Annotated in this window: 20 protein-coding genes; 13 read left to right on the forward strand and 7 right to left on the reverse strand. The window is 73.8% G+C overall.

Going from position 1 to position 17,388, the window contains the following annotated elements; translation table 11 throughout:
* Positions 1-57 precede the first annotated feature (57 nt).
* A complete protein-coding gene (locus RAN62_RS00590; protein ID WP_305782414.1) occupies positions 58-702 on the reverse strand; it encodes a winged helix-turn-helix domain-containing protein in 645 nt (214 codons plus the stop codon).
* Between the two features lie 737 nt (positions 703-1,439).
* Here RAN62_RS00590 and RAN62_RS00595 point away from each other — a divergent pair.
* The 5 genes from RAN62_RS00595 to RAN62_RS00615 all read left to right on the forward strand — a co-directional run bounded on the left by RAN62_RS00595 (position 1,440) and on the right by RAN62_RS00615 (position 4,508).
* Positions 1,440-1,940 carry a flavin reductase family protein gene (locus RAN62_RS00595; protein WP_305782415.1) on the forward strand — a complete coding sequence of 167 codons (501 nt, stop codon included), beginning with the start codon at positions 1,440-1,442 and terminating at the stop codon, positions 1,938-1,940.
* 128 nt (positions 1,941-2,068) lie between these two features.
* A complete protein-coding gene (locus RAN62_RS00600; protein ID WP_305782416.1) occupies positions 2,069-2,476 on the forward strand; it encodes a hypothetical protein in 408 nt (135 codons plus the stop codon).
* A gap of 44 nt (positions 2,477-2,520) precedes the next feature.
* Positions 2,521-3,453, forward strand: a complete 933-nt coding sequence (locus RAN62_RS00605) for an alpha/beta fold hydrolase (protein WP_305782417.1) — start codon at positions 2,521-2,523, stop codon at positions 3,451-3,453.
* Positions 3,454-3,457: 4 nt separating this feature from the next.
* Complete coding sequence (locus RAN62_RS00610; protein WP_015624451.1) at positions 3,458-3,580, forward strand: ribosomal protein bL36; 123 nt, start codon at positions 3,458-3,460, stop codon at positions 3,578-3,580.
* An 85-nt stretch (positions 3,581-3,665) separates the two neighbouring features.
* Positions 3,666-4,508, forward strand: a complete 843-nt coding sequence (locus RAN62_RS00615) for a lipase family protein (RefSeq protein ID WP_305782418.1) — start codon at positions 3,666-3,668, stop codon at positions 4,506-4,508.
* Between the two features lie 3 nt (positions 4,509-4,511).
* Here RAN62_RS00615 and RAN62_RS00620 read toward each other — a convergent pair whose 3' ends face one another.
* Together RAN62_RS00620 and RAN62_RS00625 are read right to left on the reverse strand one after the other, a co-directional pair.
* A complete protein-coding gene (locus RAN62_RS00620; RefSeq protein ID WP_305782419.1) occupies positions 4,512-5,933 on the reverse strand; it encodes an amino acid adenylation domain-containing protein in 1,422 nt (473 codons plus the stop codon).
* Positions 5,934-6,039: 106 nt separating this feature from the next.
* Positions 6,040-6,918 (reverse strand): pyridoxal-phosphate dependent enzyme, encoded by an 879-nt coding sequence (locus RAN62_RS00625; RefSeq protein ID WP_305782420.1) that lies wholly within the window; start codon positions 6,916-6,918, stop codon positions 6,040-6,042.
* A gap of 25 nt (positions 6,919-6,943) precedes the next feature.
* Here RAN62_RS00625 and RAN62_RS00630 point away from each other — a divergent pair, with 25 nt between their 5' ends.
* Positions 6,944-7,621: an HAD family hydrolase gene (locus tag RAN62_RS00630; protein WP_305782421.1), complete on the forward strand. Its 678-nt coding sequence runs from the start codon at positions 6,944-6,946 to the stop codon at positions 7,619-7,621.
* Positions 7,622-7,645: 24 nt separating this feature from the next.
* Here RAN62_RS00630 and RAN62_RS00635 read toward each other — a convergent pair whose 3' ends face one another.
* Positions 7,646-8,581 (reverse strand): sugar kinase, encoded by a 936-nt coding sequence (locus tag RAN62_RS00635; RefSeq protein WP_305782422.1) that lies wholly within the window; start codon positions 8,579-8,581, stop codon positions 7,646-7,648.
* Between the two features lie 95 nt (positions 8,582-8,676).
* Between RAN62_RS00635 and RAN62_RS00640 the strand changes: the two genes are divergently transcribed.
* Together RAN62_RS00640 and RAN62_RS00645 are read left to right on the forward strand one after the other, a co-directional pair.
* On the forward strand, positions 8,677-9,237 hold the full coding sequence (locus tag RAN62_RS00640; RefSeq protein ID WP_305782423.1) for a hypothetical protein: 561 nt from the start codon (positions 8,677-8,679) through the stop codon (positions 9,235-9,237).
* On the forward strand, positions 9,234-9,713 hold the full coding sequence (locus RAN62_RS00645) for a hypothetical protein (protein WP_305782424.1): 480 nt from the start codon (positions 9,234-9,236) through the stop codon (positions 9,711-9,713). Before RAN62_RS00640 ends, RAN62_RS00645 begins: the two co-directional genes overlap by 4 nt.
* On the opposite strand, the gene RAN62_RS00650 is transcribed toward RAN62_RS00645, so the two are convergent.
* On the reverse strand, positions 9,708-10,214 hold the full coding sequence (locus RAN62_RS00650) for a cytochrome P450 (RefSeq protein WP_305782425.1): 507 nt from the start codon (positions 10,212-10,214) through the stop codon (positions 9,708-9,710). The two genes, RAN62_RS00645 and RAN62_RS00650, sit on opposite strands and share 6 nt — an antisense overlap.
* Positions 10,215-10,267: 53 nt before the next feature.
* Between RAN62_RS00650 and RAN62_RS00655 the strand changes: the two genes are divergently transcribed.
* The 5 genes from RAN62_RS00655 to RAN62_RS00675 all read left to right on the forward strand — a co-directional run bounded on the left by RAN62_RS00655 (position 10,268) and on the right by RAN62_RS00675 (position 14,382).
* Positions 10,268-10,411 (forward strand): hypothetical protein, encoded by a 144-nt coding sequence (locus RAN62_RS00655; protein ID WP_305782426.1) that lies wholly within the window; start codon positions 10,268-10,270, stop codon positions 10,409-10,411.
* A 71-nt stretch (positions 10,412-10,482) separates the two neighbouring features.
* Positions 10,483-12,210: an alpha/beta hydrolase gene (locus RAN62_RS00660; protein WP_305782427.1), complete on the forward strand. Its 1,728-nt coding sequence runs from the start codon at positions 10,483-10,485 to the stop codon at positions 12,208-12,210.
* A gap of 95 nt (positions 12,211-12,305) precedes the next feature.
* Positions 12,306-12,890: an isochorismatase family protein gene (locus RAN62_RS00665; protein ID WP_305782428.1), complete on the forward strand. Its 585-nt coding sequence runs from the start codon at positions 12,306-12,308 to the stop codon at positions 12,888-12,890.
* The gene (locus RAN62_RS00670) at positions 12,887-13,789 is read left to right on the forward strand and encodes a GlxA family transcriptional regulator (RefSeq protein WP_305782429.1); all 903 of its coding nucleotides are present in this window, start codon (positions 12,887-12,889) and stop codon (positions 13,787-13,789) included. Before RAN62_RS00665 ends, RAN62_RS00670 begins: the two co-directional genes overlap by 4 nt.
* A gap of 32 nt (positions 13,790-13,821) precedes the next feature.
* On the forward strand, positions 13,822-14,382 hold the full coding sequence (locus tag RAN62_RS00675) for a nucleotidyltransferase family protein (RefSeq protein WP_305782430.1): 561 nt from the start codon (positions 13,822-13,824) through the stop codon (positions 14,380-14,382).
* A gap of 292 nt (positions 14,383-14,674) precedes the next feature.
* Here RAN62_RS00675 and RAN62_RS00680 read toward each other — a convergent pair whose 3' ends face one another.
* On the reverse strand, positions 14,675-15,214 hold the full coding sequence (locus RAN62_RS00680; protein ID WP_305782431.1) for an NUDIX hydrolase: 540 nt from the start codon (positions 15,212-15,214) through the stop codon (positions 14,675-14,677).
* A gap of 77 nt (positions 15,215-15,291) precedes the next feature.
* Entirely contained in the window at positions 15,292-17,289 is a 1,998-nt protein-coding gene (locus RAN62_RS00685; RefSeq protein WP_305782432.1) for an N-acetylmuramoyl-L-alanine amidase, read from the reverse strand.
* Between the last annotated feature and the right edge of the window lie 99 nt (positions 17,290-17,388).

The following is a 17,388-nucleotide window of genomic DNA, read 5'->3' on the forward strand; positions in this document are numbered from 1 at the left end:
CGCGGGAAAGACCGCCGGGGTGAACGCGGCCGGAACAGCTCGCCTCGCCCCGGTAAGTCAGTCCGCGATCGTGATCGAGGCCTCCTCGGACAGGCGGTAGCCGACGCCGTAGACGGTGGTCACGATGTCCGGGTCGCCGAGCTTCGTGCGGAGCCGGCTGACGTGCACGTCCACCGTGCGGACCGTGGTGTGGGTGTGGCCCCACACGTGGCCGAGCAGCTGGTTGCGGCTGAAGACCTGTCGGGGGTGGCGGGCCAGGAAGAGCAGCAGCTCGTACTCGAGACGGCTCAGCTCGAGCGGGACGCCGTCGAGGGTGGCGGTGCGCGGCCGCGGGTCGAGGTGCAGGCCGGTGAGGCCGGGCCGGGCGACCGGGGCGAAGGCGGGCGCGTCGAGGGCGACGGCGGCGTCCGGGCCGGCCGCGACGACCAGGTCGCGGAGGGCGGCGAGGACGCGCTCGCTCTCCTCGGTGCCGGGCGCGCCGAGCGTGATGGTGACGGTCACGCTCGGGGCGGCGTCGCCCGTCACCGCGCGCAGGCGGCCCGGCCGGGACCGGAGGCCCGGCACCCGCAGGGCGGCGGCCACGTGCGGCGCGATGTGCTTCGCCGCGGCGTCGGCCCGCTTGGCGGCGAGCTCGGCGACCGGCTTCGGGGCGGAGGGACGGGCCGAGGGGAGGGCGAGATCGGCGACGGCGAGGACGGACATGAGACGGGCCTCCGGGTGAGGTGTCACCGCAGCCGGATCTCGGCGGCGGTTGAAGAATACTTCTCCCATGTGCGGGATAGGTTTGACGGCGCGGGAGCGCGCCCATGGTCATGCGGAAGAGGTCATCACCGAGGGTCGTTCACGACGGGGACGATCATGCCCTGGAGGCGAGATCACCGCGGGCCGACGCCGTCGTCGCCGCGATCGCGAACACCCTCACCCGCACCGGGTCAGCGCACCGGCCGGGTCACCGGGAGGAACGACACCGCGCGCTGGCGCATCGGAGGAGATCGATGGCCAGGCGGGACGTCAGGCGCACGTCGCGCAACTGCATGTCAACCACCCTTCCCGCTCGGTCGCGTCCGGTCACAGCACATCCATCGGGCGGGATCAGTCTCCCGCCACATCACAATGGCATCCCGGCGGCCACCCGCATAGGTGACACCGCCCACAACATTGCCCTGGAGTCACCCTCCGCAGCGAGGTCACCACTGTCCATGATGAACGGCTACGGTGGGCATGGTGGCCATACTTCCCGGCGGCCGCCGTCATGTCAACAAAACCCCATAGGTTTACTAGGATATGAGATCGCGTTGACGCCGCCCCGGCTTCCGGGGAAGCGTGGGGTCGTGCCGACCGCTGCCCTGGCCCCCCGGGGAGGCACATCCCACTCAGTGGAAGGCATCTGCGGCGTTGCAGCTCCTCCGCTCCTCCGTCTCCGTGCCAAGGGAGATCCCATGACCGACACCACCCTCGTGGACGCGCAGCTCTTCCGCTCCCTGCTGCGCCGGCACGCCGCGGCCGTCGTCGTCATCACCGCGCCGGGCGCCCCACCCGTCGGCTTCACGGCCACGTCGTTCACGTCCGTGTCGCTCGACCCGCCGCTCGTCTCCTTCTGCCTGGCCCACACCGCCTCGGCCTGGCCGACGATCAGCGCCGCGTCGACGATCGCGGTGCACGTCCTCACCCAGGCGCAGGAGCACGTGGCCCGCACCTTCTCGGCCCGCGGCATCGACCGCTTCGCCGCGCACGGCGCGTGGCACGAGGGCCCCGACGGCGTACCGCTGCTCGACGGCGTCCTCGCCACCATCGTCTGCCGCGTCGCCCAGCGCGTGGAGGCCGGCGACCACACCATCGTCCTGGCCACGCCCCTGTCCGGGGACCACCTCGAGGACGCCACGGTGACCCCGCTCGTCTACCACGACGGCAGCTACGCCCATCTGCGCCGCACCGCCTGACGGCGACCCTGGCTGTGACGGACCTGTGAGTTCTTGAGAGAAATCCAAAAGCTCACAAGATCGCGGATCACAGGCCGATGACACCCCTCGTACGGGCCGGCGGCCGGCCCACCGAGGAGGAACTCGTCATGACTTCGATCAGCGCCCTGGGCTCGTCGGGCCCGGGCTGGACCCAGACCTGGGCCTGGACGCCGCAGACCCGTCCGGTCACCGCCACCGAGCCGGCCGCCGCCGACACCATCCAGGGCACTTCGCAGGCCGCTGACCAGGTCACCGGGCAGGCCCCGCGCACCCGGGACCTGCCGCCGCCCCCGCCGCCCGGCGGGCCGGACGGCTCCCGCGGTGAGGTCGCCGGGCTGCGCGACTCGTCCAAGCTGAACCAGCTCAGCGGTCTTCTCGACATGAGCGAGGACGACGTGACGACCTCCGCCACGAGCGCGACCAAGCTCGTCGAGCTGCTCCAGACCAAAGGCGTCGACCTCGGTCAGCTGCGCACCGTCCTGACCAGCGGCGACCTGCTCGACGTCCGCGCCTGACACCGCGGGTCGCCGTTTTTATGGTTCACGCGTACCATAAAAACATGACCGCCGAGCTGAGCCGCTTCCGGACCGACGACGACCGGGCCCGTCACCTCGCCGTGCTGCGGGACCTCATCGACCGGCGCTGGCCGGTCGGCCGCACCGAGACCGACGTGCCGACCGGCTTCGGGCGCACCCGGGTGTTCCGCAGCGGGCCGGCCGGGAGCACCGCGGCGCCGTTCGTGCTGCTCGCCGGGTCGGGCGGCGGGTCGCTGATGTGGACGCCGCACGTCGCCGGCCTGGCCCGGGAGCGGCCGGTGCTGGCGCTCGACCTGATCGGCGAGCCGAACCTCTCCACGCAGACCGCGCCGATCAGCACGCCCGCGGACCTGTCCCGCTGGCTGACCGAGACACTCGACGGGCTCGGCGTCCGGCGGGCGCATCTCGTCGGGTGCTCGTACGGGGGCTGGGTCGCCCTGCTGCACCACTTCGACGACCCCGGCCGGGCGGCGTCGATCACGCTGCTCGACGCGGGCGGGTTCGGGCGCGTCACGCGGCGGTTCATGGCGTGGATCATCGTCACCGGGCTGCTCATGTTCGCGCCCGCGCCGCTGCGGCACCGCGCCGCCCGGTGGTTCCACAACAGCACCTTGCTCGACGACGCGATCCCGCGACTGGCCAAGGGCACCTTCACCTTCCGCCCGCGGCTGCCCAAGGTCACGCCGCTGAGCGACGAGGAGCTGGGCCGGATCCAGGCCCCGGTGCTGGCGATCTTCGGCGAGCGCAGCCAGCTCTACGACGCCGGGGCCACCGCCGCCCGCGTCCGCGACCGGGTGCCGGACGTCCGGACCGTCGTCGTGCCGGGCGCGGGTCACGACCTCGTCCTGCACAGCCCGGATCTCGTCGTGGAGCAGACGGTCGCCTTCGCCCGGGCGGTGGAGGAGAGCGAGCGGAATGCGGGAGGCACCGGCGACGTTCCGGAACGCGGGAGGTAACACCATGAAGGTTCGGAACTCGCTCCGGTCGCTGAAGAGCAAGCCCGGCTCGGTCGTGACGCGCCGCCGGGGGCGGATGGTCGTCATCAACCGCAAGAATCCGCGGTGGAACGGCCGCCAGGGCTGAGACGCGATACCGTGACATCCAACGCCGGGGACCCGCCGCCACGGGTCTCCGGCGTCTCTCGTTCCCGGCCCGGCACACTGAGATCATGGATCCTCTCGTGCACCCGGTGTCCTCCGCCGACGGCGTCACGCTGACCGTCGAGGAGCGGGGCACTACCGGCGCGGCGGCCTCGATCGTCTTCCTGCCGGCGCTGGGCGTGCCGCTCGCGTACTACGACAAGTTCCTCGACGCCTGGGCCGCGCGCGGCCGGCACGTCGTCGGGGTCGAGCTGCGCGGCATGCCCCGCAGCCCGGTGGCGGACCTGCGCAAGGCCTCCTTCGGGTACGCCCACCTGCTGCGCGAGGATCTGCCCGCCGTCTTCGCGAGCGACGCGGTGCGCCGGGCCGGCAGCTTCGTCCTCACCGGTCACAGCCTCGGCGGTCAGCTGGCCCTCCTGTCCGGAGCCACCGCGACCACCGAAGGTACGAAGCCCGCCGCCGTCGTCACGATCGGCACCGGCACCAGTTCGAAGGCCGCGCACGCCACTCCCCTGGCCCGCGTGCGCCGCGCCGCCGGGGTCCGCTTCGTCGGCGCGGTCACCGGATCGCTGGGCTACTGGCCGGGCCACCGCCTGGGCTTCGCCGGCCGCCAGCCCCGCCTGATGATGGCCGACTGGGGCTACGAGGCGCGGCACGGTCGCTACCGGCTGCACGGCGACCGCACCGACTACGAAGCCGCCCTGGCCGCCCTCGAGCTCCCGGCGCTGCTCGTGACGATCGCCGGCGACGCCATGATCACCGCCCCGGCCGTCGAGCATCTGGCCCGCCGCCTGCCCGCGCATGTCGATCGGGCCACTGTGGAAGCGACGCCGGACCACTTCCGCTGGGCCCGCCGCTCCCCCGAACCGGTCATCGCCACCGTCGAATCCTGGCTGGCCGGTAAGGCCTGACTCTCACGACCCCCGGATGACCGACGGCTCCAGCAGCCCTCGCGCCGCCGCCAGCCCCAGCGCCGTACGCGGCGAATAGGGCACCCGCCACAACCCGCCGTGCGCCGCGCCCACGGTCTCGTCGGTCCACGCCCGCGCCGCCGCCGGCCGGGGATTGCGCAGCTGATGCACCAGCAGCGCCGCCATCAGCCGGTTGCTGGTCGCTGGTTCGAAGACCTCGACCCCGAACAGATGCGCCCCCGCGTACGCCGCCGCGAGCAACCTGTTCCGCGTCACCGACCGCGTCCGGGTCGGCGGCGCCACCGCGAACGCGACATCGGTCCCCGCCCGCCGGGCCGCCGTGGCCCGCCAGCGCTGGATCCGCTTCGCCAGCGCGTAGTTCGGTCCCTGCTGCGGCACGAGACTGTCGGCGATGCCCGGATCGGCGCCCTCCGGATAGTGCGGGGCCAGCAGCCGCCCGCCCGACACCGCCTGCGCCACCTTGACCCGGGCCGATCGCGCCCGATAACGCGACGCCGCCTCGCCGACAACGGCCCCCGGCACGGCGAAGGTGTCGGTCGGCGTGGCGAGAAACGCCAGCGCCGTCTCCGGCCGCTCCTCCACCAGCCGTACGCCCAGAGCGTCCACCCCGGCGGACAGCAACGGATAGGCGGCCCCCGGTGCGTACACGTAATTGCCCAGCACCAGGCGGCCCGGCACTTCCCGCAGCCAGGCGGCCACCTCGGGCAGCCCGCTGAGCAGATCGATGCCGGCGTCCACTGGAGACGTTCCGGGCGCGATCAATGTCCCCGCGCTGCGCCGGGCCGTGTCGGCGACCCGCTCCCACAGCTCCGGCCGCGGCAGGTCGACGCCCAGCACCGTGCCGCCCCACGCGAGCACGGCGGGCAGCGGACCGAGCTCGGCCCCCGCGCCCAGCACGACGAGCCGCTGGTCGGACAGATCGAGCCACTCCGGGTGGGCGGCCACCTCGCGCACCAGCTCCGCGCACGACGCCTCGATCACCCCGCGTGCGATCCACGCATCGAGCTGCCGGTGCAGGGCGTCACCCCGCAAGACCTCTTTCCCGTACGGGATGAGCAGCTCGCGCTCCGCCTTCTCCGTCCCCGCGACCGTGAACGTCGCCGGCGGCCGGGCGGGCACCGCGAACACCTCGGACAGCGGCACGTCCCCGTCGCCCCGCGCGACGACCACCCGCTCGTGGACTGCCGCGAGGCCGGCGCCCGCGGTGGCGTACCCGTCGGTCAGATCGGCCTCGACCAGCGCCCGGAAGTGCCGCAGATAGCCGGACCGCCAGTTCTGCTCGCGCCCGGCCCGCTCCGCGGCGCCCGGATCGACGGCCTCCAGCGCGGCGGCGACCACCGCCCGCCCGAAGCTCGTGCTGCTGCGCCGGCCGTCCGGCGTACGGGGAAACGCGACCTCGTCCACGCGGCAAGTATGCGGGTACCCCCAGCACCACGCGCGACGTCACCCCGCGGCGGACTGCTCGCCGGGCGGCTCCCCTTGTCCGCGGGTCAACCGGCTCATCCGCGGGTCAACCGGCGAAGGCGGGGTGGCCGAAGAGCCCGGGCAGGCCGCCGGTGTGCACGAACACGACCTTGCCGCCCGGGCGGGCCGCCGTGAGACCGGCCAGCGCCCGGCCCGTGTACGTCGGGTCGAGGAACAGGCCCTCGGTGCGCGCCGCGAGTTCGACGGCGGCGCGGGCGGCCGGGGCCAGCGTCGCGTACCCGTCGCCGACCTGGGTGTGGTCGATCCGCAGCGCCGCGGGGCCGACCGGCCGGCCCATCCCGTCGAGCAGTCCGGCGACCGTCGCGCGGATGTCCGGGACGGCGCCCACGTCGACGCCGAGCACCCGCTCCGGCCCGAGGGCGGCGACCAGCCCGGCCATCGTCCCGCCCGAGCCGGCGGCGACCACGACGAGGTCGAGGTCCGGGAGCTGGGCGAGCAGCTCACGGGCACAGTCCACATAGCCCTGCGCCGAGAAGGCCGACGTGCCGCCGAACGGAATGACGTGACCTGGCTGACGGGCCGCCACCTCGGCGACGGGCTCGGCGCCGGCCCAGACCACGGTGGCGCCGGCGAGCTCGTCGAGGATCAGGTTGCCGCGGGCGGCCGGCGGCGGGTCACCGGCGAGCACGAGCGTGCAGCCGAGGCCCAGCCGGGCGGCGGCCGCGGCGGTCAGGCGCGCGTGGTTGGACTGCGGCGCACCGGTCGTGACCACCCGCGTGGCGCCGGCCTTGACCGCCTCGGCGCAGGTGTACTGAAGTTTCCGCACCTTGTTGCCGCCGCCGCCGAGACCGGTGAGGTCGTCACGCTTGAGCCACAGCTCGTCGAGCCGCAGCTCCGCCGCGAGGCGCAGCGCCGGCTCGAGTGGGGTCGGCCACGTGGCCAGGGGGATCGGCCTGATCGTCACGACTGCCGAGCATAGGATCCCGCCCGTGGAAGCGCTCGCGGTGCTGCTCGATCTGGACGGGACGCTCGTCGACCACGACGCGGCCGCCGACGCCGGGCTGCGGGCCTGGCTGCCGACGCTCGGGCTCGCCGCGACGGACGAGGCGGTCGCCCGCTGGTCGGAGTTGCAGGAGCCGCACCTCGCGGCGTGGCGGGCGGGCCGGGTCACGTACGCGGAACAGCGCCGGCGCCGGCTCCGCGACTTCCTCGGCGTCTCCGGCACCGACGCCGAGCTCGACGCCGTCTTCGCCGGTTACCTGCGTCACTACGAGGCGGCCTGGTCCGCGTACGACGACGTGGTCCCGGCCCTGACCGCCCTCGCCGCCGCCGGCGTGCCGGCCGCCGTGCTCACCAACGGCTCGAAGGATCAACAGCGCAAGAAGCTCGAGCGTACGGGCATCGCCGCCCTCCTCGGACCGGTCTTCACCGTCGACGACCTCGGCGTCGCCAAGCCGGACCCCGAAGCCTTCCGCCGCGCGTGCGACCGCTGGGGCCGCCCGGTGAACCGCGTCGTGAGCGTCGGCGACAACCACGCCCTCGACGTCCTCGCCGCCCGCGAAGCCGGCCTGCACGCCATCCACCTCGACCGCCTCGCCCGCGGCCCGCACGACGAGCAGCACCGCATCACCACTCTGCGTGACCTTCCGCTGCCCCGCCCACGCTGACTACATTGCCGCCGCCGGGGAGCGTCAGCGGGCGACGTTGTCGGTGGCGGTCGTGAGGGTGGCGAGGTCGGCGCGGGTCGCCAGGTTTTCGCAGTCGCCCGGGACCGTGACGGCCCAGGCACCCGCGGCGATCGCGGTGGTCAGGCGTTGGCGGGGGGTTGCGCCCGCGAGACGGTCGGCCAGGTAGCCGGCGACGAAGGCGTCGCCCGCGCCGACCGGGTCGACGACGGTCACGGGGAGGGCGGCGACGGTGTGGGGTTCGCCGTCGATGAGGGCGGTGCAGCCGTGGGCGCCGTCCTTGACGATCACTTCGCGGGGGCCGATGGCGGCGAGGGCGGACGTGGGCGACCCTTCGACGACGAGGGCGGCCTCGTCGGGGCCAGCGAAGACGATGTCGGCGCGGGCGGCGAGGTCGCGGAGGACGGGGGCGGCATCGAAGCGGGACCAGAGCTTGGCGCGGTAGTTGAAGTCGAACGAGACGGGGACGCCGGCGTCGCGGGCCGTCTCGACCGCCTGGAAGACGGTCGCGCGGGCGGTGGCGCTCAGGGCCGGGGTGATGCCGGTGACGTGGAGGAGGGCTGCCGTCCGTACGAGATCGGGGGGAATGTCGGCCGGGGACAGCCGGGAGCCGGCGCTGCCCGCCCGGTGGTAGTCGACGTGGAGCAGGCCGGCGGTGCGCCGGTGCTTGACCATCAGGCCGGTGAAGGCGGTGTCGCGCAGGACCACCGCGTCGACCCCCTCGGCCCGCAGCCGGTACTCGATGAGGTCGCCGGTCGCGTCCGGGCCCGCCCGCCCGATCCACGTGGCCGGGCCGCCGAGGCGGGCCACGCCGACGGCGACGTTGCTCTCCGTGCCGCCGATGCCGAAGGTGACCGCGCGGGCGTGCTCGAGGCGCCCGATCCCGTCGGCACCGACCAGACCCATCGTCTCGCCGAACGTCAGCAGGCCTCCGGACGTCATGCCCGCCCCTTTCCTCGGTGGGCGTTCAGCATCCCCTCATCCCCCCGTCCGAGGCCAGCGGTGCGCCGTCCGCCCGGCATCGCTACGGTGGTCGCGTGTCTGAGATCCCGTGGTGGGGGCTGCCCCTCGTCGCCGTCGTGTTTGCCCTGCTAGGAGCGGGTTTGGCCGTGCTTTTTCAAGCCCGGGACCGATTCGCGCGCGCCCGGGCGGCGCGCACCGAGCGGTGGTATTCGGAGCGGCGGGACGCCTATGTCGCGCTGCTGGCCCAGTTCGAGCGGTCGGCCGCGCGGCTGCGCCTGGCGCTCGACTCGGGGCAGCCGATGCCGGCGTCGCACCTCTATCTCGACGAGACCGGTCCGGCCCTCATGCGGGTCCGGTTGCTCGCGTCCGGGCCGGTGCGCAGCGCGGTCATGGCGGTCCACCTCCTGCTGGAGAAGGTGTACGCCCCCAGTGTCACCCCGCCGCCCGGAGTCGACTCGGCCAAGGCCGTCCGCGAGATGCTCGGCCACGTGCCGCTGGTGATGCAGGAGCTCGAGGCGGCGGTCCGCGAGGAACTGGAGATCCGCCTCACGCCGCCGCCCGCCCTGCCCGAGGAACCGCCGGGCCGGTCCCTGCGCCTGCCCTCGCGCAAGCCGAAGGAGCCGGTCGAGTCGTGACGGGTTTCTTCGGCAACTTCCGGTTCGCGGACGGCGCCTGGGCCTCGTACGACTACGAGGAGCCGCTGCCCGGCGCGAACGAGCCGTGGCTCGCCGTCACCGTGCACGACAGCGACGTCACGACGGTCACCTACCAGCCGGCCGGGACGGGCAGCGGCGTCGCCTATCTGGGGCTGACCCCGCGCACGTACTTCGAGTCGCCGGACGCCTCCCCGCCCACGGACGTCGCGCGTGAGGCGGCCGGCCTGGCGGCGTGGTGGGCCGGGCTGACCGGGGCGGACACGCCGGCCCGCCGGGCCAAGGAGGCGGAGCTGGCGGAGTACCTGGCGGAGGACATCGAGCCCGCCATCGACCTGGACGAGGAGCTCGACGTCGACGACATGGACGACGCCGAGCTGTTCGTGGAGATCAAGACGGCCCGGTTCCTGCGGGCGCTCGGGCTGCCGCTGCCGGCCGAGCTGGAGCCGATGTCATAGCGCCACCTCCAGGGTGCTCAGGCGCCACGCCCCGGGGTCCGGCATCCGCTCCGCGGCGATCAGCTCGAGCCCCGGGAAGCGCTTCAGCAGGGCGACAACTGCCACTTCCACCTGTACGCGGGCCAGGGCCGCACCGAGACAGAAGTGCGGCCCGTACGCGTAGCCCAGGTGACCGCCGATCGGACGGCCGAAGTCCAGCCGCTCCGGCTCGGGGAACACGCGCGGATCACGGTTGACGGCGGCCAGGGCCGCACCGTACGCGCGCCAGTCTTCCCGGCGGTCGGCGGGGATGCCGACAAGCTCGGTGATGACGTCCATCGGCAGCGGCTGGGCGAACCGCGTCAGGAAGTCCACCCGGCCCGTGCCGTCGTCGAGCCCGTCCAGCAGCCGGTCGACGATCCGCTCGATCCGCGGCCGGAACGCCGCCGCGCGCCGGGCGGTGAACGCCGGCGACACGAGCCTGCGCAGCCGCGCGTGTTCCTCGCCCTCGGTCTGCTGCATCGTGCTGCCTCCGCCCCGCTGTGCCGGAGCGGGCGTGGTGCCGGCTGCGGATCGTGCACGACGAGTCCGGCGCCCTGGCGGCCGCGGCGGGCGTCGCGGCGGTCAGCGACGCGACGGAGAGTGCCGTGCGGGTTCGCGACGGCCGGATAGTCGCCCGCGCCGACGGCTACGGCGCGTGTCACGCGGTGGCCGCCTGACCGTCGCCTGGCCGGGTGCTTCTTCGTCGTCGCGCGGCGTGGGGCCGCCTTCCGTTCCTACCATCCGAGCCATGTCACCTCTCGCAAAACGCCTGCTCACAGCCGGGGTCGCCGGGCTCATGAGCCTGGGCTGCCTCGCCGCCCCGGCTTCCTCCGCGCCGCCCGTCAGTTCCTCGCCCGGGAGTGAGGCCGCGAAGCTCGACCGGGTGCCGGTGCCGAAGCTGGACTGGTACAAGTGCTACGACGTCGCCCAGTGCGCGGTCACCCGGCTGCCGCTCGACTACGACGAGCCCACCGGCGCCACGACCGAGGTCGCGATGCTGCGGATGCCCGCGACCGATCCCGCGAAGCGCATCGGCACGCTCTTCGTGAACCCGGGCGGCCCCGGCGGCGCCGCGACGGACATGGCGATCGCGGCGCCGGCGTTCCTCAGCGCGGCCGTCCGCGAGCGGTTCGACATCCTCGGCGTCGACCCGCGCGGGGTCGGGGCCAGCGAGCACGTCGAGTGCTGGCGGTCGACGCAGGCGCAGACCGCGGTGCTCGCCGATCTCAACGTCACGGTGCCGTGGGGCCGGGACCAGGAGTCCGCGTACGTCGCCGCGGCCAAGAAGGTCGGCCGGGCGTGCTCCACGACGGGCCGCCCGTTGTCCGCGGCCATGTCGACCGCCGAGGTGGTGCGCGACCTGGAGATGGTCCGCCGCGCCCTGGGCGAGGGCAAGCTCACCTTCTTCGGGATGAGCTACGGCACCGTGATCGGGCAGTACTACGCCGCCATGTTCCCGGACCGGTTCCGGGCCATCGTGGCGGACGGCGTGCTCGACCCCGTGCACTGGGTCGGCTCGCCCGCCACCTCCGGCCGCGAGCAGGACGCGCGACTGCGGTCGGGCAACGGCGCCTATCGGGCCCTGCGCGAGCTGCTGCGCCGGTGCGACAAGGCCGGCGAGAAGTACTGCGTCTTCGCCGCCGGCGACCCGCTCGCCAACTTCGAGCGGATCGCGGCGCGGCTGCGCACGAAACCCCTGACCTTCAGCGACCCGTACGGGACCTTCACCATCACGTACGGCGACTTCGTGGGCGGCGTTCTCGGCTCCCTGTACGGGACGGACGCGGGCGCCCTGGTGACAGCGCTCGCGAAGTACGTGTGGGACCTCATGTTCCCGGCGTCACCGGCCGCGACCGCCGGGGCGAAGACCGCGCTGCGTCAGCGGGCCACGGCTGCTGCTCGCGACCACCTGGGCCGCGACTTCCCGTACCTGAACACGACCGAGTCCCTCGCCGCCGTCCTGTGCACCGACGCCTGGCATCCGCGCGACGTGTCGATGTGGCCGGAGCTGATGACCGCGGCGGACAAGCGGGCGCCGTACTTCGGGCGGGTCTGGGGCTGGCTCTCCGCACCTTGTGCACGGGACACGTGGACGGTGCGGGACGAGGACGCGTACACCGGTCCCTTCGACGTCCGCACCGACGCGCCGGTGCTGTTCGTGGGGGCGAAGTGGGATCCCGCGACCAATCACGACGACGCGGTGTCCGCCTCGCGCCGGCTGCCGAACGGCCGGCTGCTGTCGAGCGACAACTGGGGGCACACCTCGTACGGCACCTCGGCCTGCGTGACGGGCGCGGTCGACGCGTTCCTGCTCACCGGCAAGCCGCCCGCGAAGGGGCTGAGCTGCGCGGGTGACATGCAGCCGTTCACCACGCCGCTCATGACCACGCAGCCGGTGGCGACCCCGGCCTCGGTCACCGCCCGGCCGCCGGTGGCCACACCGCTGCCGCCGTCCATCTTCAACGGCAACCGCTGACCCGTCGGCTCTCCGCGCCCCGTGACCGGATCGTTCCGGTGCGGGGCGCGACTGTGTCTTACCCCGCAACGTTCCGGCGGCGCAGGATCAACAACATGAGCAAAGCGCTGATCGTGATTGATGTGCAGGAGTCGTTCCGGGTGCGCCCGCTGTGGGAGGCCGTCGGCAACCCGGACATCGCCGTGCCGGTGCAACGTCTCGTCGACGCCGCCCGCGCCGCCGGCGACCTCGTGGTGTGGGTGCTGCACGCCGAGCCGGGCAGCGGCGGGCCGTTCGACCCGGAGTCGGGACACGTGCGGCTCGTCGCCGGGCTCGAGGCCCGGGACGGGGAGCCGATCCTCACCAAGACCTCCCGCAACGCATTCACGACGACATCCCTGCAGCAGCTGCTGACCGGGCGCGGCGTCCGCGACGTGACGGTGTGCGGCATCCAGACCGAGCAATGCGTCGAGACGACCACCCGGCTGGCCGCGGACTACGGCTACGCCGTCACGTTCGTCACCGACGCCACCACGACGTTCCCCATCGCGCACCGCGACGCCCCGGCCGGGCGCAGCGTGGCGGAACTGCTCGCCGACCCGCGCACGTTGCCGGTCGCCGACGTCATCGCCCGTACGGAATATGCGCTGGCGGGCCGGTTCGCTAGGGTGACCACCGTGCGGGAGCTGACCGGATCGTGAGCAGAGTGGTCTTCGTCCTGGCGCCGGGGGTGCATCTGCTCGACCTCGCCGGCCCGGCCCAGGTCTTCTCGACCGCGGCCGACCACGGGCTCGCCTACCGCCTCGACCACGTCGCGGAGCGGCCCGTGGTCCCGAGCCACCAAGGCGTGCCCCTGCACGCCGCGACGGAGTGGCCCGAGCTGAAGCCGAGGGACCTCATCATCGTGCCGGGCTGGCACATGGCCGGCGGGGCGGACAAGTTCGGCCCGGCGACCCTGGCCCGGATCGCCGGCCACCACGCGCGCGGCGGCACGGTCGCGAGCGTCTGCGCCGGGGCGGAGGCGCTCGGCCGGGCCGGGCTGCTCGACGGCCGCCGCTGCACGACCCATCACGACCTGCAGGAGGAGCTCGCCCGCCGGCACCCCCGGGCGACCGTGGTGCGCGACGTCCTCTACGTCGCCGACGACCGCGTCATCACCTCGGCCGGCATCGCCAGCGGCATCGACCTGGCCCTGCACCTCGTCGCCACCCGCTACAGCCCGGCAGCGGCCGCCCGCGTGGCCCGCAACATGGTCGTCTACGCCCGGCGCAACGGCGACGACCAGCAGGAGAGCGTCATGCTCCGGCACCGCGCCCACCTCAGCGACGCTGTCCACCGCGTGCAGGACCGCATCGACGCCCACTTCGCCGACCCGCTGCCCCTGGCCGACCTGGCCCGCACCGCCGGCCTCAGCGAACGCACCCTGACCCGCCGCTTCGAGGCCGCCGCCGGCTGCACCCCCCTCCGCTACCAGCAGCAGCTCCGCCTCGAACGCGCCGAGCACCTCATCGCCCGCGGCCACACCGTGGAAGCCGCCGCCCGCGCGGTCGGCTTCGGCGACGCCCGCATGCTCCGCCGCCTCCGCGCCCGCGCGACCTGAACTCGCCGCCCGCGAGACCCTAGACTCGCCGCATGCAGACTGCCGGGCTGGTGCTTGCCGCGGGCGCCGGGCGTCGTTACGGCATGCCCAAGGCTCTCGTCCGCCTCGACGGGCAGCTCCTCGTCGAGCGGGCCGCCGCCACCCTGACCGCCGCCGGCCTCGACCGCGTCCTCGTCGTCGTGGGCGCCGCGGCCGGCGACGTGCGCGCCGCCGCCCCCGGGCTCGACACCGTCCACAATCCCGACTGGGCCACCGGCATGGCATCGTCCCTGCGCACCGGTCTCACCGCCCTGACCGCCACCCCGGCCGGGGCGGCGATGGTCCTGCTGGTCGACATGCCCGGCGTCACCCCCGACGCCGTACGCCGGGTCGCCGCGCACGCCGCCCCCGCAGCCCTCGCCATGGGCGCCTACGACGGCCGCCGCTCCCACCCCGTCCTCCTCGGCCGCGACCACTGGCCCGGCGTCCTCGCCACCGCCCACGGCGACCGCGGCGCCCGTGACTACCTGCGCGCCCACGCCGCCGAGGTCCGCCTGGTCCCGGTCGGAGACGTCGCCGACGACACCGACCTCGACGTCCCGCCCGGCGCCTGACCACTCCTCCGGTCCTCGCCCCGCCGCGGTGAAGCCGGGAAGAGGCGCACGGCGTTCCCGCGGTTCACGGCGTCCCGGACGCGCGCGTCCAGGGCGGGATCGTTGTCGAGGTCGCGCGTGATCACGCCGACCTGACCGGCGGGCCGGGCCGCGAAGTCGGTGCCGTAGAGGAGGTGACCGGCCCCGGCCGCCTTCAGGAGCGTAGGTTGTCGGGACTCCCACGACGGCCCTCCCACCGGCGGCAGCAGTCCCCGGGCGACGGCCCGGTCCCGGATCGCCCGGGGCACGGAACTCAGCCGGCCGCCGCACCCGTCTTGGCCAGATAGCGGCCCAGGTGCGGATCGAAGCGAGCCGGGTCCGCCGCTGCGATCTCCGCGCGCGTCCACCACCGGACCGCCGCGAACTCGCCCGCGTCGACGGTGAGCTCCGCGGTGCGGGACACCTTCGCCGGGTACCACAGGCTCACGTCCACGTGTCCGGCGTCCACGCCGACGGTTGTTGTCACTGTCAGGAAGATCGGCTCGGGGGCGGCCCCGGACACGCCGAGTTCCTCGTGCAACTCGCGGGCCGCGGCGGCGGCCGGGTCCTCGCCCGGTTCCACGTGACCGCCGGGCGGCAACCAGAGCCGGGCGTTGCGGTGGTCGACCAGCAGGACGTCGCCGGTGTCCGGGTCGGTCGGGACGACGTACGAGACGAGGTGTTGAGGTGGGGTTGCGGGTTTGACCCTTCGATAGATGTCACGGGTGGAGGCGAGCCACGCCCGGGCGTCGGCGAGGTGGGCCGCCTCGAGGTCGTCATGCGGGCGCAGGCCGGAGATCAGTGCGGACAGCATCGGCCGATGGTCGCAGAGCGAGCACGACCATGACGCCCGCCGCCGGCGGTCGAGCAGCTCGCATACGTCGGGAAAGCCTACTTGAGATAGACGAGGCCGTCCGAGATGACGCCGGGGCGGCCCTTCGTGCCGCGGACGACGAGCTTCACGGTGTGTTCGGTCGTGCTGGTCCAGGAGCGGGTCCACACCGCGCGCCGGTACAAGGTCTCGGTCGCGCGCAGGTCGATCACGCCCGCCGGGTCGCCGTCGACGTAGATCTGGGCTTCGCCCGAGACCGCGGTGCGGGTCACCGCGAGCGCGGCCGAGCGGCCGGTGAAGGTCCAGCTCAGCGACGCGCCCGCGGTGGTTGCCCGCGACGCTTGACCGCCCAGGTACGCCGTCCCGGTCGCGGTGCGCCACGCCCCCGTGCGCGTGGCACTGCCGTCGGACAGCAGCACCGCGGTGCGGGTGGTGGCCACCGATCGGGCGTTGCCGGCGCGATCGGTGGCGCGGAGGGCGTACACGGTGGCGGTGTTGAACGTGGCCGTCCCCGCCCAGGTCGTCGCCCGCGGGCCGAGGTCGCGGGTGAGCGGGCTGGTCAGGGTCACGTCGCGCAGGCCGCCCGCGTCCGACGCCGCCCAGCGCAGCCGGACGGGGACGATGTTGTTGAGCGAGCCGGTGCGCAGCGAGAGGCTCGGGCCGGTGGGGAACGCGGGCAGGGTCGCGTCGGCGTAGACAGCCGTGTCGGTATAGCTGACCTGGCCGTTGAGGGCGAGCGCCCGCACCCGGATCGTGTGCCGGCCCGGCGTCAGGGTGAGCAGCTGCTGCCGCTGGTCGCGGGGCACCGACGCGGTGAGGACGCCGTCGACGTACACGTCGTAGCGGTTCATGAGGCGGTAGACCGTGCCCGGCGTCCAGTAGGGCCGGATCGTGCCGCGCGTGAACCAGGTGCCGTCCGACTGCACCGCGCCGTTGATCTTCGTGATCGCCGGGGCGGACGGGGCCGCCGACGCGAGGCTGCGGATCGCGCCGAGCTGGCGGTAGAGCACGTTGCCCGGGCACTCGGTCATGCCCGTGTCGCGGTGCCCGGAGATGCGGTTGAGGATCGCGGTGCTGCCCTTGGCGTAGCGGTCGCTGCCGCTGGAGACCAGCGCCGCGCGGCCGCCGGGGGCGTGACCATAACCCGCGATCTTGTACGCCGCCAGCTGCGCGATGACCGTACGGACCTTCGCCGTCACCGCCGCCGACGAGTAGTTGCCGAGCACGGCCACGGCGGCACTGTGCGCGTTGAAGCCGAGCGTGTGCGCCCCGAGCACCGGCCGGGTGATGCCGCCGCGCCGCCCCTCGAACAGCGTGCCGCACTTGTCGACGAGGAAGTTGTAGCCGATGTCGTTCCAGTGGTTGCTCTTCACGTGGTACGCCTGGATGCTCCGGATGATCGCCGGCGAGTCCGCGCAGCTGTAGCCGTTGGTCCCGGCCGTGTGGTGCACGAAAAGCACCTCCACGTCGGTCGTGTACTCCGGCGCGCCCTTCACGAGCTTCTCGTTCGCACCCCACTGCGCCCGGGTCACCACGGGCGGGATCGGCCGCGCCGGCTCGGTGACCGCCTTGCGTTCCAGCGCCGGCGCGGCGCTGCCCGCCCCCGGGTCGATCAGGTCGAGCCGCAGCCCGGCGGGCACCGGGCCGCCCCCCGTGACACGCGCTTCGACGCCGTCGGACGGGCCGACCCACAGCGGGTCGGTGCTGCCCCGCGCGGCCGCGGCGTCCTGTGACCCGGGCGCGGCCGGGGCGGGGTTGTCCGCCTCCAGCGACTGCCACCCGGTCCACCGCCCGTCCGCCGACCGCGTCCGCACCTGGACCTTTCCGGTCAGCCGCTCCCGGGCATCCGCCCAGGTGGCGCCGACCAGGCTGAACGATCCGGTCGCCCGCCCGGCCGAGAAGGCCTGCCGGCCCACGCCCAGCGGAACAGTCTGCAAGGTCGCCTCATCGGAAGGTGCGGCCGACGCTCCTCCGGACGCGGTCGCCACGACCATCGCTCCCAGCAGCATCGCCGTACCCAGTGACGTACTCAGGACTCGCTTGTGCGCGCTCTTCACGCGTATCCCCCCGCGAAAGACTTCGTACCGGCCCAGAACAGGATGAAACGAACTCACGATTCGTGAGGGCTTTCACGGGTTTTTGTCACATTAAGCCCG

The sequence above is a fragment of the Symbioplanes lichenis genome (assembly GCF_030709675.1).
In the GTDB taxonomy this organism is placed as follows: Bacteria; Actinomycetota; Actinomycetes; order Mycobacteriales; family Micromonosporaceae; genus Actinoplanes; species Actinoplanes lichenis.